Genomic DNA, 23,455 nt, shown 5'->3' with positions numbered 1-23,455 from the left:
ATCCCGGCTACAACTCCCCTATACCCAGGGGATATTGGGCCGCTGTAGGCCGACGGCGACAATCGGGTACCTGTGAATGAAAAAACAATTCGGGGGAAGCGGGCGTCGGTGGTGGTCATCGGCGCCGGCGGCACGATCGCGGGTGTCGCGGCGCGCCGGTCGGACAGCCAGACCTACCGCGGCGGGGCCCTCAAGACGGCCGAGCTGCTCGACGAGCTGGCCGACGAGCTGGGCGAGGTCGCGGAGGCGGAGGCGGTCGACTTCCGGGGCGAGGACGGCGGGTGCCGCAACCTGCGCGACTTCCACGCGATGTCCACCCTGGTCGACACCCACCTCGCCGGTGACGGCGCCGACGCCGTCGTGGTGCTGTGCGGCACGCGGCAGCTGGAGGAGCTGGCCTACTGGCTCGACCTCACCGTGCGCAGCCCCAAGCCCGTGGTCGTCACCGGGTCGTTCCGGCCGTGGAACGCCCTGGGCAGCGACGCGCCGGCGAACTTGCACAACGCCGTCACGCTGGCCGCGTCCGGCCGCACGACCGGGTTCGGCCCGGTGGTCCTGCTCAACGACCGCGTCCTGGCCGCCCGCGACGCGACCAAGACCGACACCCTGCGCGCGGACGCCTTCCGGGGCGGCGAGTGGGGTGCGCTCGGCGTGGTCGACGAGCGGCGCGTCCGCCTGCTCCGCGCGCCCGCCCGGGTGCTGCGGCACGGCGGTCCGGCGTGGGCCACGCCGTTCGACCTGACCCGGGTCGACCCGGACCGGTTGCCCCGCACCGAGATCGCCTACTCGTACTCCGACGCGGGCGGCGAGGCCATCGCCGCGTTCGCCCGGTCGGGGGTCGCCGGCGTGGTGATGGCGGGCGACCCGTCCGACCGCCAGGCCGGCGCGCTGCGCGAGGCGGTGGGCGCGGGCGTCGTGGTCGTCGCGGCCAACCGCAACACCGGCGGCGCGGTGTACGACCCGGGCGTGCCGGGGATCATCGCCGCCGAGGACCTCCGGCCGCAGAAGGCCCGGCTGCTGCTGACGCTCGGCCTCGCGGTGACCGACGACCGGGACCGGCTGCGCTCCCTGTTCGACGAGCACGGCGTGCCCGAGTTCGGCTGAGCGCGGACCGGGTCGTCGAACGGGGACGGCCCGACGCACCGCTCCACGACGAGGGGGTGGGTGGCGGCCACGTGGCCGCCACCCACCCCCTCCCCGCTACCGGGAGCCGGTCGCGTCCTCGTCCTCCGGGAGCAGCTGCGCGATCGTCGGCGTGCGGAAGACGTCCCTCGCCGTCACCTCGAAGCCCTCCGGCAGCAGCGCCGCGACCAGCACCACGGCCAGGATCGAGTCGCCGCCGAGGTCGAAGAAGCTGTCCTCCAGGCCCACCCGCTCGACGCCGAGCACGTCGGCCCACACCGCGGCCATCCGCTGCTGGCCCGGCGTGCGCGGCGCGACGTAGCGGGCGTCCGAGGACGCGGTGCCGTCCCACTCGGGCAGCGCGCCCACGTCGAGCTTGCCGTTGGCGGTCAGCGGCAGGTTCGGCACCGGCACGAACGCCGACGGCACCATGTGGTCCGGCAGGGTGCCCGCCAGCCAGCGGGACAGCGACTCCGGCTCCAGGGCCGCGGACTCGTCCGCCGGCACCAGGTAGGCCACCAGGCGCGGTTCGCCGGTGTGCGCGTGCCGGCAGAGGACCCGCGCCTCCGCCACCAGCGGGTGCCCGCCCAGCACGCCCTCCACCTCGCCCGGCTCGACCCGGTAGCCGCGGATCTTGACCTGGCCGTCCTGCCGGCCCAGCACGTCCACCACGCCGGTGGGCAGCACGCGCGCGATGTCGCCGGTCCGGTACAGGCGGGTGCCGGGCGGGCCGAACGGGTCGGGCACGAACCGCTCCGCGGTCAGGTCGGGCCGACCGAGGTACCCGAGCGCCACGCCGAGCCCGCCGACGCACAGCTCGCCGGGCACGCCGATCGGCACCGGCTGCAACGCCTCGTCCAGGACGTGCATGGTGGTGCCGTCGATCGGGACGCCGACCGGCACGACCTCGCGCTCGGTGGGCTCCGCCACGTGCGTGCAGTTGCCGACCGTGATCTCGGTGGGGCCGTACTCGTTGACCACCCGCGCGCCGTCGCCGAGCCAGTCGGCCCAGCGGCTCGCCGCCCGGCTGGGCAGGGACTCGCCGCCGACCACGAGGGTCGTGGTGAGGCCGCGCGCGGTCGTGGCGTCGAACTGGTGCGCCAGCACCTCCAGGTGGCCGGGGGTGAGCTTGACGAACCCGAACGGCGCCGCCGCCCGCAGCCGCGCGCCGAGGCGGGACAGGTCGGTGTCCTCGGGCACCACGTGCACCGCCCGCCCGGTCACCAGCGGCGTGAACAGCGTCGTGACGACCAGGTCGGACGCGGGCGTGGAGAACAGCGGCGCGCCGCCGGGGCCGGTCAGGTACTCGCGGACGGTCCAGGTCAGGTAGTTGGCGAGGTTGGCGTGCGTGACGCACACGCCCTTGGGGCGCCCGGTCGACCCGGAGGTGTAGACCAGGTAGGCCGGTTCGGCGGGGTCCGGCCGCGCGCGGTCGCGCGCGGCGGGCCGGTCGTCGACCTGGGCGGCGTCGACCGCGCCGTCCACCACGATCGCCTCGCCCGGGAAGAACGACTCGGCCACCTTCTCCGTGTCGGCCTGCCCGGTGAGGACCCAGCCCGCGCCGCTGTCCTCCAGCACGAGCGCCCACCGCCGGGCGGGCTGCTCGGTGCCCAGCGGCACGTAGGCCGCGCCCGCCTTCCAGGTGGCCAGCAGCGACACGAGCAGCCACTCGTCCCGCCGCGCCACGACGCCGACCACGCGCCCCGGGCCGACCCCGGCCGACCGCAGCCGACCGGCGAGCCGTTCGGCGCGGGCGTCCAGCTCGGCGTAGTCCAGCCGCACGTCGGCGCACTCGACGGCCAGGGCGCCCGGGGTGAGCCGCGCCTGCCGCTCGAACGCCTCGATCGCGCTGGTCATCGGCTCGCCGGGCACCGGGCGCACCGGCGTGCGGGCCCAGTCGAGCAGCTGCTCGCGCTCGCCCGGCGGCAGGTAGGTGGCGGACGCGTCGCCGTCGAGGCCGGCGGCGATCGACTCCAGCACCGCGCGGAACATCAGCGCGACGGCCATCGCCCGCTCCTCGCCGACCACCCGCGGGTCGACCGTGACGAACACGTGCCCGGCGCGCGAGGAGATGCTGAGCGGGAACTCGGTCGGGCTGTCGTCCTCGCCCGCCAGGTCGCCGACGAGCCGGGACTCGACCTGGTTGAAGTCCTGGTAGTTGAACAGCACGGTGATCAGCCGGCCGGCGGTCCGGGTGAGCCGGGTGATCTCGGGCAGCGGGAAGCCCCGGTAGGGCCAGAACCCCACCTCGCGCTCGAACACCTGCGTCAGCAGGTCCCGCCACGTCCGCGCGCCGCGGTCGACCGCGAACGGCACCGTGTTGAGGTACATGCCGTAGACGCGGTCCGCACCGGTGCGCTCGGGGCGCGCGTCGCACACGAGCCCGGCGTGGAACGCCGGTTCGTCGGTCAGCTGCGACAGCACCTTGGCGTAGGCGGCCAGCATGACGCTCTTCATGGACACCCCGGCCTCGCTGGCCCGTGCCCGCAGCGCGGTGTCGAGGTCGCGCCACGAGACGTACGCCTGCCGCGTCTGCCCGGCCGGCGCGTCCGGGTCGCCCCACTCCTGCGGCGGGGTCACCGGCACGTAGTCCTCGACGACGCCGCGCCAGTGGTCGGCGTGCTCGCGCGAGGCGATCGCGGCGACCTCCTCCGCGACGAAGTCGGCGAACCGGACGGCCGGCGGGTCGTACGGCGGCGGCTCCTCACCGTCGCGCAGGGCCTCGTAGCACTTGAGCAGCTCCATGATGAGCGTGTGGTGCCCCCAGCCCTCCAGGATGGGGTGGCACTCGGTGCACGACAGCCAGTAGACGCCGTCGTCGGTCAGGTGGATGAAGAACCGCAGCAGGCCGGGCGTCTCCAGGTCGAACAGCTCGCGGCGCTCGCGGTCGGAGTGCTCGCGCAGCAGCGCCCGCACCTCCTCCGGGGACGAGCCGGAGGCGTCGCTGACGGCCAGCGGGATCTTGGCGGTGGCGTGCACGAGCTGCATCGGCGCGGAGTAGCCGGTGAGGTGCAGCGAGGTGCGCAGCGCCTCGTGCCGCTCGGTGACCAGCGCGGTGGCGCGGGTCATCGCGGTGAGCGAGAACGGCTTGTCGTCGAACACCCGGAACGAGGTGACGTTGTGGTAGCGGTTCTGGTCGTCCGCCATCATCTCGAACAGCATGCCGATCTGGTTGCGCGACAACGGGTACGCGTCGACGACGCCCTCCGGCAGCCGGTTGCGGTCCTCCAGCCCGATCAGGGCGAACGGCCGCACGGTGCTGCCGACGTCGGCCAGCTGGGGCTTCTCGGCGACCAGCGCGCACAGCGCGGCCACCGTGCGCTCGGCGAAGATGTCGCGCACCGACACGTCGAACCCGGCCTCGCGCAGCGCGCCGACGAGGGCGACCGCGCGGATCGAGTCGCCGCCGAGGTCGAAGAAGCCGTCCCGCACGCCGACCCGCTCCGCGCCGAGGACGTCGGCCCACACCGCGGCCATCCGCTCCTCGTCGGGCGTGCGCGGGCGCTCGTAGTCGACGTCCGCGCCGGCGTCCGGCACGGGCAGCGCGGCCACGTCGAGCTTGCCGTTGGAGGTCAGCGGCATCCGGTCCAGGTAGACCAGGTCGGCCGGGACCATGTACTCGGGCAGGGTCTGCCCGAGCCAGTCGCGCAGCTCCTGCGCGTCGACCTCGGGCGCGCCGTCGACGGCCACCAGGTAGGCGGCCAGCCGGGGGTCGCGGTCGCCGTCGCGGCGCAGCAGCACGCGCGCCTGGCCGATGTGCTCGTGGGTGCCGAGCACGCCCTCGACCTCGCCCAGCTCGACCCGGTAGCCGCGGATCTTGACCTGGTCGTCGCGGCGGCCGACGAAGTCCACCGTCCCGTCGGGCAGGACCTTGCCCAGGTCGCCGGTGCGGTACAGGCGCGACCCGGGCGGGCCGAACGGGTCGGGCACGAACCGGTCCGCGGTCATGGCGGGCATCCCGGTGTAGCCGCGGGCCACGCCGTCGCCGCCGACGCACACCTCGCCGACGACGCCGACCGGCACCGGCTCCAGCCGCTCGTCCAGGACGTACATGCTGGTGCCGGGCATGGGGCGGCCGAGCGGGATGACCTCGCGGTCGAGCGCGTCGGCGACCGGGCACGTCGAGTTGCCGACGGTGATCTCGGTGGGGCCGTACTCGTTGACCACGCGCCCGTCGCCGAGCATCTCCTCCCACCGGCGCGCCACGTGCCCGGTGAGCACGTCGCCGCCGGGCACGACGGTCGCCGCCAGCCCGTCGATGTCGGCGTCGGAGAGCTGGTGGGCCAGCACGTCGAGGTGGCCCGGGGTGAGCTTGACGAAGCTGAACGGGGCGGCGGCGCGCAGGGCCGGCCCCAGCTCGGACAGGTCCAGGTCCTGCGGGAGGACGTGCACGGGCAGGCCGGCCAGCAGCGGCCCGTACAGCACGGGGACGACCACGTCGGAGGCGACGGTCGAGAACAGCGGCGCGCCGCCGGTCGAGTCCCCCACGTACTCGGCGAGCACGTGGTCGAGGTGGTTGGCCAGGCCCCGGTGGGTGACCTGCACGCCCTTGGGGCGGCCGGTCGAGCCGGAGGTGTAGATGACGTAGGCCAGCGCGTCGGGGTCGAGGTCGGGCGCGGTGACCGGCGGGAGGTCGGCGGGCAGCGGCTCGTCGACGACGACCACCTCCCCGTCGAACGCCACGCGCACCTGGTCGGCGTACGCGCGCTCGGTGAGCACCCAGCGCGCGCCGGCGTCGGCCAGCAGGTGCGCCCACCGCTCCGGGGGCAGCTCGGGCCCGATCGGCAGGTAGGCGCCGCCCGTCTTCCAGGTGGCCAGGAAGGAGGCGATGAGGTCGGGGCCGCGGTCCAGCAGCACGCCCGCGACCCGCTCGGGGCCGTGCCCGTGCGACCGCAGGACGCGGGCCAGGTGGTCGGCCCGCGCGTCCAGCTCGGCGAAGGTGGTGACGCCGGTCGCGGTGCGGACCGCCTCGGCGTCGGGGACCTCGGCCACCCGGTCGTGGAAGCGCTCCAGCGCCGGCGCGCCGCCCAGGCCGGGGAGCGGCGGGAGCGTCAGCACGGCCCGTTCGACGCCGTCCAGCACGTCCACCCGGGAGAGCGGGGCGTCGGGCTCCTCGACGACCCGTTCGAGGAGGGTGGTGAAGTGGCGGGCCATGCGCTCGACGGTGGCGCGGTCGAACAGCTCGGTCGCGTAGAGCAGCCGGGCGGTGATCGAGCCGTCGGGCAGCAGCGCGGCCTGGAGTTCGAGGTCGCAGCGGGCGACCTGGCCGTCGCCGGCGTACGGCTCGGCGGTCACGCCGGGCAGCTCGACGGCCGCGCCGTCGGTCTCGTGCATGGTGAGCACGACCTGGAACAGCGGCGTCCGCGACAGGTCCCGCTCGGGTTCCACCGCGTCCACCACCTGCGCGAACGGCACGGCGTCGTGGTCGAAGGCGTCCAGCACGATCTCCCGGACGTGGTTGAGCAGCGCGCGGAACGACACGTCGCCGGACCAGCGGGTGCGGATCACCAGCGTGTTCACCGCGTAGCCGACGAGGTGCTGGAGCTCGGGCTGCGTGCGGGAGGAGGCGATCGTGCCGACCGGCACGTCCGCCCGGCCGGCGTAGCGGCTCAGCACCGCCTGGAACGCGGTGAGGATCGCCACGAACGGCGTCGCGCCCTCGCCGCGGGCGAGCTTGACGACCCGGTCCGCCAGCTCGGGCTCGACGCGCAGGTCGAACTGGGCGCCCGCGTAGCCGCGCACCGACGGCCGCGGCCGGTCGGTGGGCAGCTCGACGGGGGTGATGCCCGCGAGCACGTCGGTCCAGTAGCCGAGCTGGCGCTTGCGGTCCGCCTCGGACATCCGGGCGCGCTGCCAGGCGGCGAAGTCCGCGTACTGCACGGGCAGCGCGGGCAGCGCGGGCGGTTCGCCCGCCAGGATCGCGCGGTAGCCCTCGGCCAGCTCGGTGAGCAGCGCCCGGGTGGACCACGCGTCGCACGCGATGTGGTGCAGCGTGAGGAGCAGCAGGTGCTCGTCGGGCGAGCGCTCGACCAGCACCGCGCGGCAGGGCCACTCGGTCGCCAGGTCGAGGGGCGTGCTCGCCTCGCGCCGGACGACCTCGTCGGTGAGCCGGTCCAGCTCGGCGACCGACCGCCCGGAGAGCCGCTCCGGGCGGAGCAGGCCCGGCACGGCGTCGTCGACGACCTGGACCGGCGCGCCGCCGCGCATCTCGTAGCGGGTGCGCAGGATCTCGTGCCGCGCCACCACCTGGTCCCACGCCCGGCCGAGCGCGTCGGCGTCGAGGGCGCCGGACAGCCGCAGCGCCACCGGGACGAGGTACTCGGAGCTGCCCGGCCGCAACTGCTGGAGGAACCACATCTGCTCCTGCCCGTGGGACAGCGGCAGCGGTCGGGAGCGGTCCGCTCGTCCGATGCGCGCGGACGCGCCATCGCTGCCGTGCAGGCGCCGCCACAGCAGCTGCGCGCGGCGGGCATCCACGGACACGTCCGGCTTGCTGGCCATCGGGGCTCCTGTCTGCGACCTGATCCGGTGGCGTGCTCCCCTCCGGGGTCCGTGCACGCCTGACCGGCAACCCTCGTGGGCGCGGCAATACGGCCGCTATATGGCCAGCCCGTGCCGCCCCGCGGACGTCACCCGGGCTCGGGGCGCGCCGGCTCCCCGGCTCCGGGCGGTCCGGCGGCCGTTTCGCCGCGTATAGCCGGGATATTGCCGGGGCGAGCACTCTTCCGTCCGGCCGCTGCAAACGTGGAGAGCAGGAGGATTCGGTGACGGAGAACCTCGCCGACGACCGCCGCTGGCGGGTCGTGCTCAACGAGGAGGAGCAGTACTCGGTGTGGTGGGCCGACCGCGAACCGCCTGCGGGATGGCTCGCGGAGGGCACCGAGGGCACCAAGGACGAATGCCTGGCGCGCATCGAGGAAGTGTGGACGGACATGCGCCCGCTGAGCCTGCGACGGCGGATGCAGGCCCAGGGCATCTGAACCCGAGCGCGTTCACCGGTCGGGCCGCGCCGTTGTCCACCGCACGACCGGAATCCGGTACTCACGTGTCAGGCAGACGCCTGCCAACTGTCGGAAGAAGTCATATATGCGGATCGTAGGTGTCAATCTCAGCCACGACAGCAGCATGAGCCTGGTCGAGGACGGGCGCGTCGTGGCGGCTCTCGCGCTGGAGCGCATCACGCAGCAGAAGCGTGGCACCGTGCCGTGGCACGAGTACACGCTCGCGATGACGAGGCTGGCGATCGAGGTGCTGGGCGGCCAGGGCCTCACGATCGACGACGTCGACTACTGGATCGGGACCTCGACCGAGTCCGGCGACCAGAACGAGGAGGAGCGGCTGCTCGACATCCTCGGCGTGCTCGCCCCGACGGGCAAGCGGCTCGCGCTCCCCCACCCCGCGCACCACCTGGCGCACGCGAGCGCGGCGTTCTACACCTCCGGCCTCCCCGACGCGGCGGCGGTGGTGGTGGACACCTACGGGTCGATCTTCCGCGGCCACCGCGAGCGGGAGACCGCGTTCGAGTTCTCGCTGGGCGCGCGCCCCAAGGAGCTGTTCCGCATGACGCGGTCCAGCACGCGGATCGCGGGCACCGTCCACAACGGCGGCGTCTACCTGCCGGAGAACATCGGCGGGCTGGGCGAGCTGTACCGGGTCGTCACGCTGGCCCTCGGGTTCCGCGAGTCCGGCACCGCGTACGACGACGCGGGCAAGACCATGGGCCTCGCGCCCTACGGCAAGCGCCTGTCGGCCGACTCGCTGTTCATCGACGTGAGCAGCGGCGAGATGCGGTTCGACAACGCCACGCGGTCGCTGGTGGACCTGGGCTTCGCGAAGCACGCGGGGACGGGCGCGCAGCTGCTGCCGAGGCAGCGCGGCGAGGCCATGACGCAGCTCCACAAGGACCTGGCCTACCAGATCCAGGTGGAGTTCGAGGAGGCCATGCTCTTCCTCACCAACAAGAGCCTGGAGATCTCCGGCAGCCGCAACGTCGTGCTGTCCGGCGGCTGCTTCCTCAACTCCACCACCAACGCGCGCCTGGCGCGCGAGCTGGACATCGACGCCATCTCCGTCTTCCCGGCGGCGACGGACGACGGCAACGCCGCGGGCGCGGCGCTCTACGCCCACTACAACATCGTCAACGAGCCGGGGTCCGCCGCGCCGGCGGACCCGAAGTCGCTGCGGATGATGGACGTCTACCTCGGCCCGCCGCGGGTGGCCAAGGAGCAGATCGAGCAGGCGGCCAAGACCTGGTCGTGCGACCCGGTCCACCACGCGGACGAGAACGAGATGGTGCGCGCGGCGGCCGAGGCGATCGAGCGCGGCGAGATCATCGGCTGGTTCCAGGACCGCGCCGAGTACGGGCCGCGGGCGCTGGGGTCGCGGTCGATCCTGTGCCACCCGGGCCTGCCGGGCATGAAGGACCGGCTCAACGCGCGGGTGAAGTTCCGCGAGGCGTTCCGGCCGTTCGCCGCCTCGGTGCTGGCCGAGCGGGCGGTGGACTACTTCGAGATCCCCGTGCCGGACAGCCCCTTCATGCTGTTCGTGTGCCCGGTGCTGCCGGAGAAGCGCGAGGCGATCGAGGAGATCACCCACGTCGACGGGACGTGCCGCATCCAGACCGTCGCCGCCGAGCAGGGGGGCAAGTTCCGCAAGCTCATCGAGCGGTTCGACGAGCTGACCGGGGTGCCGATGATCCTCAACACCTCGTTCAACCTGCGCACGAAGCCGATCGTCGAGACCGCGGGCGACGCGCTGAACTGCCTGTTCGGCTCCCGGCTCGACCGGCTGTTCATCGGCCAGTACGAGTTCACCGCGCCGAACTTCGCCGACATGGTCCCGACGAGCCTCACGGCCGACGGCGAGAAGGGCCCGAGCGACCCGCGCGAGGCGACGATCCTGGGCCTCGTCGACGGCTCGCGCTCGGTGCGGCGCATCGCCGAGGAGGCCGGGCTGGACGTCGAGGTGACGATCAACCTGATCCTCGACATGCGGCGCCGGGAGTTCCTCGACTGGGCGAACCTGCCCAACCGCTACCGGGAGCTGACCATCCCGACCCCGCAGTACCAGCAGAACTTCAGCGAGAGCCGCTGACCGTCCCGGCACCGGCGACCCCGGTGCCGTCCGGACGTGCCCCCTCCCCCCGGCCACGTGCGGACGCGCCGCCGCCCGGCACCCCACGGGTGTCGGGCGGCGGCGCGTCCGGACGCCCTGCGGTCGTCACGGGGAGCACTCGTGAGGCCACATCCTGTCAAGGCATGTTCCTGCCAAACAGGACGGCTGACATGTTGGAAAACCTTGAACAAACTGCCTTGAGGCGAGAGCACGCGGGCAACGCCGCCGCGCGAGCGTGTGAGGGGTGGTCGATGAGGTTCCAGGTACTTGGTCTGGTGGGGGCGTGGGCTGGCGACACGCAGATCGAAGTGCGCGGTTCGAAGATGCGCACCTTCCTGGCGGCGCTGCTGCTGGCCCGGGGCCGGGTGGTCTCGGACGCCAGGCTGATGCAGATGCTGTGGGACGAGGACCTGCCCTCGACGACGCAGGCGCAGATCCAGACCTACGCCTCGCGGCTGCGCAGCCTGCTCGGCGCGGAGGCCAGGATCACGCGCCAGCCACCCGGCTACCGCTTCGAGTTCCTGGCGGAGGAGCGGGTCCAGCTCGACCTGGTCGAGTTCGAGACGCTGGCGGCGCGCGGCAGCGCCGCCCTGGCCGACGGCAGGCACGCCGAGGCGAGCAGGCTGCTGCGCGACGCGCTGTCGCGGTGGAACGGCCCGGCGCTGGGCGGGGTCACCGACCACCTCGCCACGGTGGAGCAGCCGAGCCTGGAGGAGGCCAGGCTCACCGCGCTGGAGAGCTGCATCGACGCCGAACTGGCCCTGGGCGAGCACCAGCGGCTGATCACCGACCTCACCGCCCTGATCGCCGCGGAACCGCTGCGGGAACGACCGCGGATGCAGCTGATGACCGCCCTGCACGGCAGTGGCCGCACGGCCGACGCGCTGGCCGTGTACCAGGACTTCCGCACCGCCCTCGCCGAGCTGGTGGGCCTGGACCCGTCCGCCGAGCTGCGGGACCTGCACCAGTCGATCCTCACCTCCGTGCCGCGCACGCCGCGCACGACGATCAAGCTGTGGACGCGGCGGCAGGAGGCCGACCCCGCGCTGCCGCCGGAGCCCAGCGACTTCACCGGCCGGGCCGTCGAGACCGAGCGGGCGTGCGCGGTGCTGAGCGGCTCCACCGGGCAGGCCGAGCTGCCCACCGCGTGCGTCGTCAGCGGCATGAACGGCGTCGGCAAGACCACCCTGGCCCAGCGCGCGGCCAGGTTGCTGGGCAAGCACTTCCCGGACCGCCAGCTGCTGGTGGACCTCGGCGGCAGGCACGCGTCGCCGCCCGGCGCCGACACCGTGCTGGACAGCCTGCTGGCGCGGCTCGGCGTGCCGGCCGACCGGCTGCCGGAGTCGACCCCGGCGAAGGTCGAGCTGTACCGCCGCACGCTGGCGGGCACCCGCACCCTGCTGATCCTCGACGACGCCCACGACGAGCGCCAGGTGCGACCGCTGCTGCCGTCCGTGCCCGGCTGCGGGGTGCTGATCACCAGCCGCTCCCTGCTGGCCACCCTGGAGGGCGCCGCGCGCATCACGCTCGGCCCGTTCTCCCCCGCCGAGTCGATGCAGCTGCTGGGCCGGATCATCGGCGTCGACCGGACCGCCGCCGAGCACCGGACGGCGCTCGACATCGCCGAGGTGTGCGGGCACCTGCCGATCGCGATCCGCGTGTGCGGCTCGCGGCTGGCCGCCCGCCCGCACTGGCCGCTGCGGCGGCTGGCCGAACGGCTGCGCGACCCGCGGCGGGTGCTGGACGAGCTGCGGGTGGGCGACCTGGACGTGCGGGAGCGGCTGCTGCCGTCGTTCGCCGGGCTGGCGGGCGACCTCCGCGACGCGCTGCTGCGGCTGTCGACCCTGGGCCCCGGCACGTTCCACCTCGGCACCGCCGCCGACCTGCTGCGCCTGCCCGTCGTGGACGCGCTCGACGTGCTCGACGAACTCGTCGCCGCGCACCTGCTGCGCCCCGACGCGCGCACGGCGGACCACTACCGGCTGCCCGAGCTCGTGCACGCCCTGGCGCTGGACCAGGACCAGCTCTGCAAGGTCGGCTGACCACCGTCCCCCTCTTCAGGAGACCCCCTGTGACGACAGCGATCAACGAGTTCCGCTACCTCACCCGCGACGACGTCGTGCGCGCGCTGACCGAGGTCGACGCCGTCGCGGTGGTGGCCGAGGCGCTGCGGCTGCACACCGAGCGCCGGGTGATGCTGCCGGAGGAGGCGTACCTGCCGTGGCGGTCGCCCAGCGGCGCGGCCAACCGGTGCCTGGCGATGCCGGGCGCGGTCGAGTTCGAGGACGGCTTCGCGGTCGGCCTGAAGACCATCAACGCCAGCCTCGGCAACGTCGAGCGCGGCCTGCCGCGCTCGCAGGGCTTCACCCTCCTGCTCGACCCGGAGACCGCGCGGCCCCGGACGCTGATGGAGGCGGCGCACATCAGCGCGCTGCGCACCGCCGCGGTGACCGCCGTGGCCGCGCGGTCGCTCGGCCGGCCGGGCGCGTCCCGGATGGGCCTGATCGGCTGCGGCACGCTGGCGATGACGCACCTGGAGCTGCTCGCGGACACGGTGCCGACCCTGGCCGAGGTCGTCGTGTTCGACATCGACCCGGCGCGGGCGGAGCGGTTCCGCGAGGAGGCGTCGGCGCGCAGGCCCCGGCTGACCGTGTCGGTGGCGGCGTCGGCGCGGGACTGCGTCCGCGGCTCGGACCTGGTGGTGCCGGTGACGACGGTGACCGAGGGCTACATCCCGCACGACTGGCTGTCGCCGGGCGCGCTGGTGTCCAACGTGTCGCTCGACGACCTGCTGCCCGACGCGGTGCGCCGCTGCGACCTGCTGGTGGTCGACGACTGGGAGCTGGTCAGCAGCGACAACCGCCGGCTGCTGGGCCGCATGTACCGCGCGGGCGAGCTGCTGCCGCCGTCGGGCATCGTGGAGGGCGACGGCGGCTCACCCGGCACGTCGGTGCGCAAGGTGGACGCCACGCTCGGCGAGGTGGTGTCCGGCGACCACCCCGGACGCGGCGCGGACACCGACGTCGTGGTGTGCAACGCGTTCGGGATGGCCATCCTGGACGTGGCCGTGGCGCACCGGGTGGCCGAGGCCGCCGAACGGGCCGACCTCGGCCAGGTCCTGTCGTTGTGACCGCCGCGCCACCGGCCGGGTCAGCCCCGACAGCCGCCGGACAGCCAGCCGACCTCGACCGCCCGCACGCCGACCTGGAACCGGCTCCGCGCCCCCAGGCGCTCGGCCAGGTCCGCGATCACCCGGCGCGTCGTGCGGACCGACACGCCGAGCTTGCGGGCGACCACGGCGTCGGTGTGCCCGTCGGCCAGCAGGCGCAGGACCTCGTGGTCCTGCGCGGTGAGGCCGTCGACGTCCCGGTTGACCGGTGCGCCGATCCCGGTGGCGGGTTCCCAGGCGTGGTCGAAGAACGCGCACAGCGCGGTGAGCACACCGGTGCCGCGCAGCACCACGATGCCCTCGTCGGAGTTGTGCGGGTCGATGGCCACTATCGCCACCTTGCGGTCGTAGAGGGACATCCGGACCGGCAGGCTCGGCACGGTGCGCACCTCGCCGCCCTGCTCGACCAGCCAGCGCGCGTAGGCGACGGCGGCCGTGTCGTTGGCGATGCTCTCCAGGTAGAGCCTGCGGATGCGCACGCCGCGCCCCAGCAGCCGGAGGTCCTCGGCCCGGTCCGCGGCCTCCTGCGGCTGCGGCGCCGGACCACCCGGCGAGAACGACATCATCTCCGACGTGCAGTTGTCCGCCAGGCTGTCGGCGAAGCTCTGCACCGCTTCCGGGCCCAGCACGCGCTGGTCCGGGAAATCGCCCTGGTCCACCTGCGCCTGCTCGTACTCGGCGAGCATGCTCGACACCAGCGCCCGACTGCGGGCGACGTCCTGCTGGTGGTAGGCCAGCACCGCTTCCTGCGCTTCCAGCAACCCGTGCAGCGCCGTGCCCGGGTCGACCAGGACGACCTCGTCCCGGTCGTGGTCCTGCCAGTCCGGTTTGACCAGGTTGAGCTGCACGAGTTCGTCCAGCGCGCGGTTCAGCCTGCCTGCCGACCACGTCAGCCAGAGCCCCAGCTCCGCGATGCCGACGTGCGGGTACTTGATCATGGTCTGGTACACGATTCCGGCATCGGTGCCGAGACCGAGGAACTGCATGTTCAACCTCCCCAGAGCGGCTGGAGCCAGCCGCCGGTCGAACGTGAGATCGGTTCACCACAGTGCGTCTATTCCCGGCAAAACCTCCGACATCTTCGTCAAATATTCATTCGCAATGCTGGCCGAAGAAAGAAAAGCACATGTCAAATACCGGAACGATAGGTCAGACGGGTGCAATGCCCCGTCGCCAGATTGAGCCGTTCGGAGTCTTTCGGATTCCCGAATCAGCACCCCCGTCGCCGGGAGAGCGGTGCTGACGTGGCTCGGCATCGCCTTCGGGCTGGCGTTCGCGACGGCGGTCGTCCCGTTCGGCAGCATCGAGCTGTTCCTCATCGGGCTCGTCACCCAGCGGCCGGACATCCCGTTCGCCGCCCTGGGCGCGGCGATCGCCGCTGGTCAGGTGCTGGGCAAGCTGGTCCACTACTACGCCGCGGTGGGCGCGCTGCGGCTGTCGTGGCGACCACCGCGCTGGTTGTCGCGCCGGCTGCCGCGCCGGGCGGCCCGCCCTGAGCGCGAACCGGGTCGGGTGGCCGCCCTGCTGAAGGCGGCGACCGAGCGCGCCCGCGAGGACCCGCGGTGGATGGCCGGGGTCTTCGGCCTCAGCTCGGTGGTCGGGCTTCCCCCGTTCGGGATGACGACCGTGCTCGCCGGCCTCACCCGGATGCGGGTGGAGCTGTTCCTCGCGGTCGGGCTGGCCGGGCGCTTCGTCCGGTACAGCTGCCTGGCCGCGGCGCCGGCCGTGTTCGGCGACGTGTTCTTCTGACCGGGAGCGGTGGTCGCCGCCGCCCGGGAGCCCAGTCCACAGTGGATGAACCCGACGGAGGGGACCGACCGTGAGCGACCACGTGGCCGTGCTGTTGTTGGACCTGGCGCTGATCCTGCTGCTGGCCCAGGGTTTCGGCGCGCTCGCCCGCAGGCTGGGGCAGCCGCCGGTGATCGGCGAGATCCTCTGCGGCATCCTGCTCGGGCCGACGCTGTTCTCGGGCGGGCTGTCCGCCGCGGTGATCCCGACCGACGTGCGCCCCCTGCTGTCGCCGCTGGCGAACGTCGGCGTCGCGCTGTTCATGTTCCTGGTGGGGCTGGAGCTGGACCGGTCCCTGCTCGCCACCGGGCGGCGGGTCATGACCGGGGTCGCGCTGAGCGCCACGCTCGTGCCGTTCGCGCTGGGCGCGGCGCTCGCCTGGTACTTGCTCGGGTCCTACGGGACCCGGCACGAACTCGGGTTCGTGCTCTTCCTCGGGGTGGCCATGGGCGCCACCGCGTTCCCCGTGCTGGCGCGCATCCTGGCCGACCGCGGCATCCAGCAGACCCCGCTCGGCACGCTCTCGCTGGGCATCGCCGCGATCGGCGACGTCGTGGTGTGGTCGGTCCTCACCGGGGTGGTCGTGCTCGTCGGCGGCACCGGCTCGGAGTGGCGGCTGCTCCTCGCCGTGCCGTACCTGGCGGTCCTGCTCCTCGTCGTGCGCCCGCTGCTGCGCCGGTTGGCCGCCCGCTGGACGGCGTCCGGCGCGGACACCCCGCGGCTCGTGGCGATCACCGTCGGCGTGCTCGCGTCCGGCGGCGCGACCGAGTGGCTCGGCCTGCACTTCGCGTTCGGCGCGTTCCTGTTCGGGTTCGTCTTCCCGAAGGACGCCGACAGCGGCCTGCGGGCCGACGTGGCGCGCCGGATCGGCACCATCACCTCGGTGCTGCTGCCGGTCTACTTCGTGACGGCCGGCCTCAAGGTCGACCTGTCCACGATCGGCGGGTCCGGCGTCGTCGACCTCCTCCTGGTGCTGCTCGTGGCGGTCGGCGGCAAGGCGGGCGCCGCCTACGTCTCGGCCCGCCTGCACCGGGTGCCGCCGCGCGACGCGGCGTCCCTCGCCGTGCTGCTCAACACCCGCGGCCTGACCGAGCTGGTCATCCTCACCGTCGGGCTGCAACTGGGCCTGCTGCACGAGGACCTGTACTCGCTGATGGTCGTCATGGCGCTGGTGACCACCGCGATGACCGCGCCGCTGCTGGCGCTGGTCGAGCGGGTGGGCCGACGCCGCTCCCCGACCACCCCCGACGCGGTGCCCGTCACCCGGTCAGGGGACTCCTGAGCGCGCTGTTCCCTGCGTCCGAGCCGGTGTCGCCACCCCTTGACGGCTGTGGTCGTGCAGCACCGGTGTGGTTGTCCGCCCGCCCGGGCGATTTCGCGCACGGGGACCGGTCGTAGCCGCCGCGACGTGGCCGCGGCTGCCGGTCGTCCACACCACGCCGGTCCGACCGACCGGAACGCGCACGGGCCGGCGCGCGTCCGACCGGTGGAGCTCGTCGGTCGGCGGTGGGGGTTCGGTGGGGATTCCGGTGGGACGTCGGGTGTTGCTCGCGTCGGCGGGCGCGTGCGTGGTCGTGCAGGTCGTCGCCGGCTTCCTGGTCGGCGGCGACGGGTGGTGGTGGGTCGGGGCGACCGGCTTCGTCGTCGGGGGGACCGGTTTCGCCCTCGTCTACCGGGCGCTCCGCGTGCGCGACGCGGTGCTGGGCGCGGCGCTGTTCCTCGGGCTGGGGCTGCCGGCGCTGACCGCGATCACCGGGCCGCCGCTGTGGTCGGCGTGGTTCGGCGAGCGGGACGCGTGCGTGGTGGTCGACCGCGTCGTGGCGCAGACGGCGCGCGACGACGACGAGGAGCGGTACGTGCTGTCCTGCGACGGGCGCGGTGTGGTGGACGCGCTGGGGCGCGGCGTCCGCCCGGCGGTGGTCGGCGACCGCGTGCCGCTGGTCTTCGACCGGCTCGGCGTGATGGCCCCCGTCCGGCCCGAGGACGTGTCGACGGCGGGCGCGTGGCTCGTCCCGCCCGCCGCGGCGGCGGTGGCCTGGTTCGTCGTGCTCACCGCGCGGCGGACGAGGGGGCCCGGGGCACCCTGGACGCGCCGGGCGTCGCGCTGGTCGTGACCCACCGGGTCGCGGACCCGGACGGGGCTGCCCGGTCCACGCCCCCGTCCGGGGGTGGGCTTCGCCGGGTCGCCCGTCCGCGCGCCGGGCAGCGGGTCGCCCGTCTGCGCGCCGGGCGGCGGGGCGTCCCTCTGCACGCCGGGCGGCGGGTCGTCCGCACGGTCGCCCGTCCGGTCGCCACCCGCGGCGGGCCGGGTGGGCGCCCGGCCCGCCGCGGGTGGTCAGACCGGCTGCGCGGTGACGTGCCGCAGGCTCGGCACGCAGGTGTCGAAGACGCCGGCCGGGACGCGCGCCAGCCGCTCCCCCACCCCGATCACGCGGAGGCCCGCGGCCCTGGCCGCCGACGCGCCGGTGACCGTGTCCTCCACGGCGACCGCGTCGCCGGGGCTCGCCTCCAGCCGGAGCAGGGCGGCGCGGTAGGGCTCCGGGTCCGGTTTGCCCGCGCTGACGTCGTCGGCGCTCACCACGACGTTCGGGTCCGGGATGCCCAGGGAGTCCAGGCGGCGGGTGACCACGTCCCGCGCGCCGGACGTGACGACCGCCGTCACCTCCCGGGGGATGCTGCGGTACAGCTCCAGGGCGCCGGGCATCGGCGTGGTCCGGGCGGCCAGCTCGTACTCGATGCGCTGGATCGCGCGGGCCTCGGCCTCGGCGTCGAGGTGCGGCGCGGCGATCCTGACGAACTCGACGTCGGTGAGCGAGCGGGAGGCGTCCGCCAGGCCGTCGAGGCCCACCCGCCTGCTCGCGGCCCAGTCGGTGACGGCGCGCTCGATGTGGTCGTGGGAGTCGGCGAGCACGCCGTCGAGGTCGAAGCAGACCGCGCTGCACCGGAACTCCAGCGCGCCCGCTCCCAGCAGGACGGTGGTGGTCGGCGCGGCCCTCATTCGACCGTCACGCTCTTCGCGAGGTTGCGGGGGCGGTCGACGTCGCGGTCGAGCAGGGTCGCGGCGTGGTGGGCGAACACCTGGAGCGCGACCCCCGTGACGACGTGGTCCAGCAGCGGGTGCGGGGACGGCAGCCGGGTGGTGGGCACGCCGAACTCGCCGTGCGAACCGTGGGCGAACACGACGACCTCACCGCCGCGCGCCCGGATCTGCTCGACGAGGTTCGCGTCCCGGCCCCCGCTGTCGCGGCCGGCGAGCACGACGGAGACGTGCCCGGGACCGACCAGGGCGAGCGGTCCGTGCTTCAGCTCCGACGCCTGGTACGCCTCGGCGTGGATGTAGGAGATCTCCTTGAGCTTCTGCGCCCCCTCCCGGGCGACCGGCCACGACGTCCCCCGGCCCAGGTAGTACATGCTCCGGCGGGTGTGCACGGCCTCCGCCACCTCGCGGATGCCCGCCGACCGGGTCGCGAGGAGGTCGGCGAGGACCGTCGGCAGCAGCGGCAGCGCGAGGTCCAGTTCGAGCAGCTCCTCCGACGGGGCGCGGGGGTCCGACCGGGCCAGCCACGAGGCGAGCGCCAGCCCGGCGAGCTGCACGTTGGTCACCACCTTGGTCGACGCCACGGACACCTCCGCGCCGGCGCGCAGGTGAACCGACGCGTCGCTGCGGCGGTCGAGGGTGGACCCCGGCACGTTCACGAACGACAGCGCCTGCACCGGGTGCTGCCGCAGGTACCGCTGGGCGTGCAGCGTGTCGAGCGTCTCGCCGGACTGGCTGATGAGCACGTGCAGGCAGTCCGGTTCGACGACCGGGTGGCGCTGGGTGAACTCCGCGGCCGGCTCGGCGGTCGCGGGGACGCGCGCCAGGTGCTCGACGAAGGACGCCGCGACCTGGCCCGCGTAGTAGGACGACCCGCACCCGAGGAAGCGGACCCGCCTGATCGACGAGCGGTCCAGGGAGGCGGCCCAGTCCGGCGACGGGTCCGCGCCGGCGGGCGTGAACAGCGCCCCGATCGCCGCGCGGGCGGTCCGCGGTTGCTCGTGGATCTCCTTGAGCAGGTGGTCGGGGTAGTCCCCCTTGCCGGTCCAGGCGAACTCGCCACCCAGCGGCTCCCACTCCCGGTCCTCCGGGACGGCGGTGGTGATGGTGAGGACCTCGCCGTCGAGGACCTGCGAGCAGCGCGTGCACCCGCCCGTCAGCGCCGCGCGGTCGGAGGCGACGTGGACCGAGCTGCCGTCGGTGCCGATCAGCAGCGGGCTGCCCTGGGAGGCCGCGACCAGCGTGCCGGGGCGGTTCGCCACGATGACCAGCACCGCGTAGTCGCCGTCGACGCGCGCGAGGGTCAGGCGGACGGCGTCCGCCGTGTCGGCGCCCTGGTCGCGGTGCCAGGCGATGAGGTGGGCGAGGACCTCGCTGTCGGTGTCCGAGGTGGTGGCGATCCCCCGGTCGTCGAGTTCCCGCCGCAGTTCCGCGACGTTGCGGACCGTTCCGTTGTGGACGATGGCGGTGGACGAGTCGTAGCTCAGGTGGGGGTGGGCGTTGCGGGTCGAGGGCGCGCCGTGGGTGGCCCACCGCGTGTGCGCGATCCCGGACCCGCCGGTGGCCTCGGGCGGGCACACCGCCCCCAGCGAGGTCACCGGTCCCGCGGCCTTGCGCACCCGGAACCCTCCCGGGGCGTGCACGGCCATCCCGGCGGAGTCGTACCCCCGGTACTCCAGTCTTTCGAGCGCCGTCATCAGCGTCCGCCCGACGTCTCGGGTGCCTGTCGTTCCTGCGATTCCGCACATGGGCTCATCCGTCCTCGTGGTCGGGGTGGAGCCCCGGCAGCGTCGAGCCGGGGTGGTGGATCGGGAAGTGCTCGGGCGCCCGGAACGCCTCCGCGGCCTGCGTGCCGCACTGGAGGCCGCGGAGCCTCGCCTGCCTAGTGGCGTAGTCGAGGTAGTCGGTGCCGTCCGTGCACCGCAGCCAGTCGTTCTGGCTGCGGTGCGCGCCGAGCATGGTGAGCTTGGTGTCGAGGGTGGCCGTGATGTCCACCCAGCGCTGCGGGTTCGCGCCGACGAGCGCCAGGGTGTCCATGTGGAACACGGCCGGGAGCGACCCGACGGCGGCGCTCGCCGTCCGGTGCAGCGGGGAGGCGGCCAGCTGGAGGCTGTTGAGCGCGATGGCCGCCGCCGCCCGGTGGTCGGGGTGGTAGTCGTGGGGGTCGGGGACGAGCAGGAGGTCGGGCCGGAACGCCCGGAGCACCTCGCTGAACGCGGTGCGCGTCCCCGGGCTGTCGAACAGGAACCCGTCGGGCTCGCCGAGCCGGAACGTACGGGCGCCGAGCACCTCCGCGGACCGCTCCGCCTCCGCCGCGCGCACCTCCGCGATCGACGCCTTGTCGCCGTCGGGCGCGCCGAGGTCGCCGTTCGTCAGCACGCAGATCCCGATGGCGTGGCCCCGGAGCCGGTAACGCGCCAGCGTGCCCGCGCAGAGGATCTCCACGTCGTCGGGGTGCGCCCCGACCGCCAGCACGTTCACGCCGCCTCCCCCGCGCCGACCAGCCCGCCGAGGAAGTCCAGCTCGGCGTGGAAGTGCGAGTCCGGCAGGAAGCGGTCGCGGGTCCGCTCCCTCGCGGAGTCGCCGGTGGCCCGGCTCGCGCGGGGGTCGGTGAGCAGCTCGACGACCGCCGCGCCGAACCGGTCGTCCGGGTCGGGCAGGGCGACCGCCCGCCCGTACCGGTCGTCGGGGATCTGGGTGGCGATGCCGCCGACCGCCGTGGCGACGACGGGCCTGGCCTTCCACATGGCCTCGGTCACGGTCAGGCCGAACCCCTCCGACCGGCTCTTCTGGACGACGACGGCGGCGTGCCGCTGGGCGGCGTTGACCACGCGGGCGTTCTCCGCCGCGTCCCCGGTCGGCAGGCAGCACAGCTGGACCCGGGACCGCACCGCCCCCGGCAGCCGCCGCCAGTGCTCGACGCACCGCCGGAAGTACCCGTCCGCCTCGGGGTCGTCCGCCACGCCGTCGACCTGAGGCCCGATGAGGGTCAGGTAGGCGTCCGTCGCGGGCGCCACCGCCCGGCCGAAGCTGTCCATGACCCCCGTCATGTCCTTCACCGGGTCCCACCGGGAGACCTGGGCGACCACGGGCACGTCCGGCGCGGGCGCGGGTCCCTCCCGGACGACCACGTGCCCCGCCACCCGGCCGGGCTCCCGCGCGCCGGGGCCGCCCAGCAGGCCCCACCGCGCCAGCAGCGGGCGCGCCTCGTCCGGCGGCGCGGCGTCGTTCTTCGCGGACGTCGGGTCGATGAACGGGGTGATCGCCGCGCCGGGCAGCCCGCCGCCGGCCGGGAGCACCACGTCGCGGAAGTGCTCCCGGGTCGTGATGAGCCCCCGTGCCGCGGCGAGGAAGGGCGCGAGGAACTCCCCGGAGCGGGCGGTGTGCTCGTTCGGGCGGTCGGCGCCGTTGTGCGCCCGCCACACCGGCACCGCGCCCAGCTCGGCGACCCGGTCGCACAGCCCCGCGGTCTGCGGGTCGTGCAGGACCACGACGTCACCGGGTCGCACGTGCCGCGCCAGGTGGGCCGCGGCGTCCCGGCTGGCCCGCCGGAAGCGGTCGGCCTGCGCCGCGCCGAGGGGGCCGCCGTCGCCCGGGACGCCGGAGACGCCGTTGTCGATCCGCTTGGTGGTGGTGAAGAAGTCGGTGCCCGCCTCGATGACGAGCCACCGGACGTCGATGCCCAGAGCGTGCCCGTAGCCCAGGAGCGGCCTGAGCATCTCGGCGACGCCACCGCCGTCCGCCGTGGAGTTGACGTGCCACACGGTGGGCATCGCGGCCCTCCAGCGGGCCGCCGCCGCGAGCAACCGGTCCCAGCGCTCGGTGGTGAGGCAGGCTCGGAGCCCGTCGAGCCGGTACCGGCCGACCGGTACCTCGCGCAGGTGCGCGGAACTCATCCCTTTCCTCCTTCCGGTTCTGCACCGCCCTTCGGGGCGGCGGTGGTGCGGTCGAGGTGGTGGGTGGCCAGCGCGATCGCCGCCGCGGCGGCCACCCCGATGACGCCGAGGGTGGTCGGGAGGCCCGCCGCCTCGGCCAGCACGCCGACGAGCGGCGGGCCCGCGAGGTAGGCGAGGTACCCGACCGCGCTCACGCAGGCGGTGGCGGTCGAGACCGAGTGCGGCATCCGCTCGGTCGCCGCGGTCATCGCCAGCGGGAAGACCGGGCCCAGGGCCGACCCGACGACCGCCACGGCGGTGAACGCGCCCACCGCGCTCGGTTGGACGAGGCCGATCACCAGCGCGGCCGCGGTCGTGCAGGCCGCCCCGCGCAGGACCGCCCGCCGGCCGAAGCGGGCCACGACGACGTCCCCGAGGGAGCGGGACGCGAACATGGCGACGCTGAACGCGACGACGGTCGCCGACCCCAGGTCCAGTCCGCCGCCGAAGTCCCGGGAGACGAGCAGGGCGGACCAGTCGGTGATCATGCCCTCCACGAGGAGGCCGCTGATCGCGACGGCGGCGACGGCGAGCGGGAGCGCCGCGATGCTGCGCAACATCGACGTGCCCGGTGTTCCCGACGTGCCCGGTGTTCCCGACGTGACCGGTGTTCCCGACGTGCCCGGCGGTGCGCCGCGTTCCGGCGCGCGGGGCGCGGTGCGCGGCAGGGCGGGTGCGGCGACGGCCAGCAGCGCCACCAGGACCGCGGCCACCGCCGAGAAGTGCAGCAGGACCCCCGCGTCCAGGTTCGTGGCGAGCGCGCCGCCGGCGGCTCCGAAGAGGACGCCGAGGCTGTAGCCACCGTGCAGCCGCGAGATGACCGGCGGCCGGTCCGGCGTCCGCTGCTGGAACTCGATCCCGGCGGTGTTCATCGCCACGTCCAGGCACCCGCTGGCCGCGCCCAGGAGCACGAGGACGATCCCCAGGGACACCGCGTCCCAGGCGACCGCGATCAGCGGGAGCAGCCCGGCGAACGCCAGGCCCGAGACGACGCACAGCTCGCGCGCGCCGGTGCGGCGCAACAACCGGCTGGTGCCCAGCAGGGCGGGGACCGAGCCGGCGGCCACCCCGAACAGCGCCACGCCCAGCGCGGCGTCCGAGAGCCCCAGCAGCGACTTGACCTCGGGTATCCGCGGCGCCCAACTGGCCAGGACGGCACCGTTGAGGAAGAAGACGAGCCACAGCGCGGGGACGTGGGAGATCGGACGACGTGTTTCCACCATCGGTCAGCCTCACGGCCGCCCTGACGGGAATGTCGGACGGTCCCCGGACGGTCAGGAACCGCTGCGA

At 74.3% G+C, this 23,455-nt stretch carries 15 protein-coding genes; 8 read left to right on the top strand and 7 right to left on the bottom strand.

Annotation, left to right across the window (positions count from 1 at the left end):
• Positions 1-108: 108 nt before the first annotated feature.
• Positions 109-1,104 carry an asparaginase domain-containing protein gene (locus ACRAKJ_RS15725; protein WP_438925924.1) on the top strand — a complete coding sequence of 332 codons (996 nt, stop codon included), beginning with the start codon at positions 109-111 and terminating at the stop codon, positions 1,102-1,104.
• Positions 1,105-1,200: 96 nt separating this feature from the next.
• On the opposite strand, the gene ACRAKJ_RS15720 is transcribed toward ACRAKJ_RS15725, so the two are convergent.
• Positions 1,201-7,623 (bottom strand): amino acid adenylation domain-containing protein, encoded by a 6,423-nt coding sequence (locus tag ACRAKJ_RS15720; protein WP_447009010.1) that lies wholly within the window; start codon positions 7,621-7,623, stop codon positions 1,201-1,203.
• A 263-nt stretch (positions 7,624-7,886) separates the two neighbouring features.
• Here ACRAKJ_RS15720 and ACRAKJ_RS15715 point away from each other — a divergent pair, with 263 nt between their 5' ends.
• From ACRAKJ_RS15715 to ACRAKJ_RS15700, 4 genes are all read left to right on the top strand, one after another.
• Positions 7,887-8,102 carry an MbtH family protein gene (locus ACRAKJ_RS15715; protein WP_438926794.1) on the top strand — a complete coding sequence of 72 codons (216 nt, stop codon included), beginning with the start codon at positions 7,887-7,889 and terminating at the stop codon, positions 8,100-8,102.
• A 106-nt stretch (positions 8,103-8,208) separates the two neighbouring features.
• Complete coding sequence (locus ACRAKJ_RS15710) at positions 8,209-10,215, top strand: carbamoyltransferase C-terminal domain-containing protein (protein WP_438926795.1); 2,007 nt, start codon at positions 8,209-8,211, stop codon at positions 10,213-10,215.
• A 344-nt stretch (positions 10,216-10,559) separates the two neighbouring features.
• Positions 10,560-12,278, top strand: a complete 1,719-nt coding sequence (locus ACRAKJ_RS15705) for a BTAD domain-containing putative transcriptional regulator (RefSeq protein WP_438926812.1) — start codon at positions 10,560-10,562, stop codon at positions 12,276-12,278.
• Positions 12,279-12,307: 29 nt separating this feature from the next.
• Positions 12,308-13,366: an ornithine cyclodeaminase family protein gene (locus ACRAKJ_RS15700; protein WP_438926813.1), complete on the top strand. Its 1,059-nt coding sequence runs from the start codon at positions 12,308-12,310 to the stop codon at positions 13,364-13,366.
• Between the two features lie 20 nt (positions 13,367-13,386).
• Here the strand turns inward: ACRAKJ_RS15700 and ACRAKJ_RS15695 are convergent, their stop codons facing one another.
• A complete protein-coding gene (locus tag ACRAKJ_RS15695) occupies positions 13,387-14,391 on the bottom strand; it encodes a helix-turn-helix domain-containing protein (RefSeq protein WP_438926814.1) in 1,005 nt (334 codons plus the stop codon).
• A gap of 250 nt (positions 14,392-14,641) precedes the next feature.
• Here ACRAKJ_RS15695 and ACRAKJ_RS15690 point away from each other — a divergent pair, with 250 nt between their 5' ends.
• From ACRAKJ_RS15690 to ACRAKJ_RS15680, 3 genes are all read left to right on the top strand, one after another.
• On the top strand, positions 14,642-15,154 hold the full coding sequence (locus tag ACRAKJ_RS15690; protein WP_438926815.1) for a hypothetical protein: 513 nt from the start codon (positions 14,642-14,644) through the stop codon (positions 15,152-15,154).
• A 70-nt stretch (positions 15,155-15,224) separates the two neighbouring features.
• On the top strand, positions 15,225-16,475 hold the full coding sequence (locus ACRAKJ_RS15685; RefSeq protein ID WP_438926816.1) for a cation:proton antiporter domain-containing protein: 1,251 nt from the start codon (positions 15,225-15,227) through the stop codon (positions 16,473-16,475).
• A 247-nt stretch (positions 16,476-16,722) separates the two neighbouring features.
• Positions 16,723-17,307, top strand: a complete 585-nt coding sequence (locus ACRAKJ_RS15680) for a hypothetical protein (protein WP_447009009.1) — start codon at positions 16,723-16,725, stop codon at positions 17,305-17,307.
• Between the two features lie 221 nt (positions 17,308-17,528).
• On the opposite strand, the gene ACRAKJ_RS15675 is transcribed toward ACRAKJ_RS15680, so the two are convergent.
• Genes ACRAKJ_RS15675 through ACRAKJ_RS15655 form a run of 5 tightly spaced genes read right to left on the bottom strand, consistent with a single transcriptional unit; the run spans position 17,529 to position 23,388 of the window.
• Positions 17,529-18,191, bottom strand: coding sequence for an HAD-IA family hydrolase (locus ACRAKJ_RS15675; protein WP_447009008.1), 663 nt, complete (start codon positions 18,189-18,191; stop codon positions 17,529-17,531).
• On the bottom strand, positions 18,188-19,927 hold the full coding sequence (glmS, locus tag ACRAKJ_RS15670) for a glutamine--fructose-6-phosphate transaminase (isomerizing) (RefSeq protein WP_438925462.1): 1,740 nt from the start codon (positions 19,925-19,927) through the stop codon (positions 18,188-18,190). The genes ACRAKJ_RS15675 and glmS overlap by 4 nt, the downstream gene beginning before the upstream one ends.
• A gap of 55 nt (positions 19,928-19,982) precedes the next feature.
• A complete protein-coding gene (locus tag ACRAKJ_RS15665; RefSeq protein WP_438925461.1) occupies positions 19,983-20,711 on the bottom strand; it encodes a PIG-L family deacetylase in 729 nt (242 codons plus the stop codon).
• Positions 20,708-22,126 carry a glycosyltransferase gene (locus ACRAKJ_RS15660; RefSeq protein WP_438925460.1) on the bottom strand — a complete coding sequence of 473 codons (1,419 nt, stop codon included), beginning with the start codon at positions 22,124-22,126 and terminating at the stop codon, positions 20,708-20,710. The genes ACRAKJ_RS15665 and ACRAKJ_RS15660 overlap by 4 nt, the downstream gene beginning before the upstream one ends.
• Positions 22,123-23,388 carry an MFS transporter gene (locus ACRAKJ_RS15655; protein WP_447009007.1) on the bottom strand — a complete coding sequence of 422 codons (1,266 nt, stop codon included), beginning with the start codon at positions 23,386-23,388 and terminating at the stop codon, positions 22,123-22,125. Before ACRAKJ_RS15655 ends, ACRAKJ_RS15660 begins: the two co-directional genes overlap by 4 nt.
• Positions 23,389-23,455 lie beyond the last annotated feature (67 nt).

The sequence above is a fragment of the Saccharothrix sp. DSM 118769 genome (assembly GCF_052936295.1).
Note: the sequence above shows the minus strand (reverse complement) of the source record. Positions and strands in the feature narration are given on the sequence as shown.

Coding starts and splice junctions, on each gene's coding strand:
- ACRAKJ_RS15720 (WP_447009010.1), bottom strand. CDS start 7,623: ATGGCCAGCAAGCCGGACGTGTCCGTGGATGCCCGCCGCGCGCAGCTG.
- ACRAKJ_RS15710 (WP_438926795.1), top strand. CDS start 8,209: ATGCGGATCGTAGGTGTCAATCTCAGCCACGACAGCAGCATGAGCCTG.
- ACRAKJ_RS15705 (WP_438926812.1), top strand. CDS start 10,560: ATGCGCACCTTCCTGGCGGCGCTGCTGCTGGCCCGGGGCCGGGTGGTC.
- ACRAKJ_RS15695 (WP_438926814.1), bottom strand. CDS start 14,391: ATGCAGTTCCTCGGTCTCGGCACCGATGCCGGAATCGTGTACCAGACC.
- ACRAKJ_RS15675 (WP_447009008.1), bottom strand. CDS start 18,191: ATGAGGGCCGCGCCGACCACCACCGTCCTGCTGGGAGCGGGCGCGCTG.
- glmS (WP_438925462.1), bottom strand. CDS start 19,927: ATGACGGCGCTCGAAAGACTGGAGTACCGGGGGTACGACTCCGCCGGG.
- ACRAKJ_RS15660 (WP_438925460.1), bottom strand. CDS start 22,126: ATGAGTTCCGCGCACCTGCGCGAGGTACCGGTCGGCCGGTACCGGCTC.
- ACRAKJ_RS15655 (WP_447009007.1), bottom strand. CDS start 23,388: ATGGTGGAAACACGTCGTCCGATCTCCCACGTCCCCGCGCTGTGGCTC.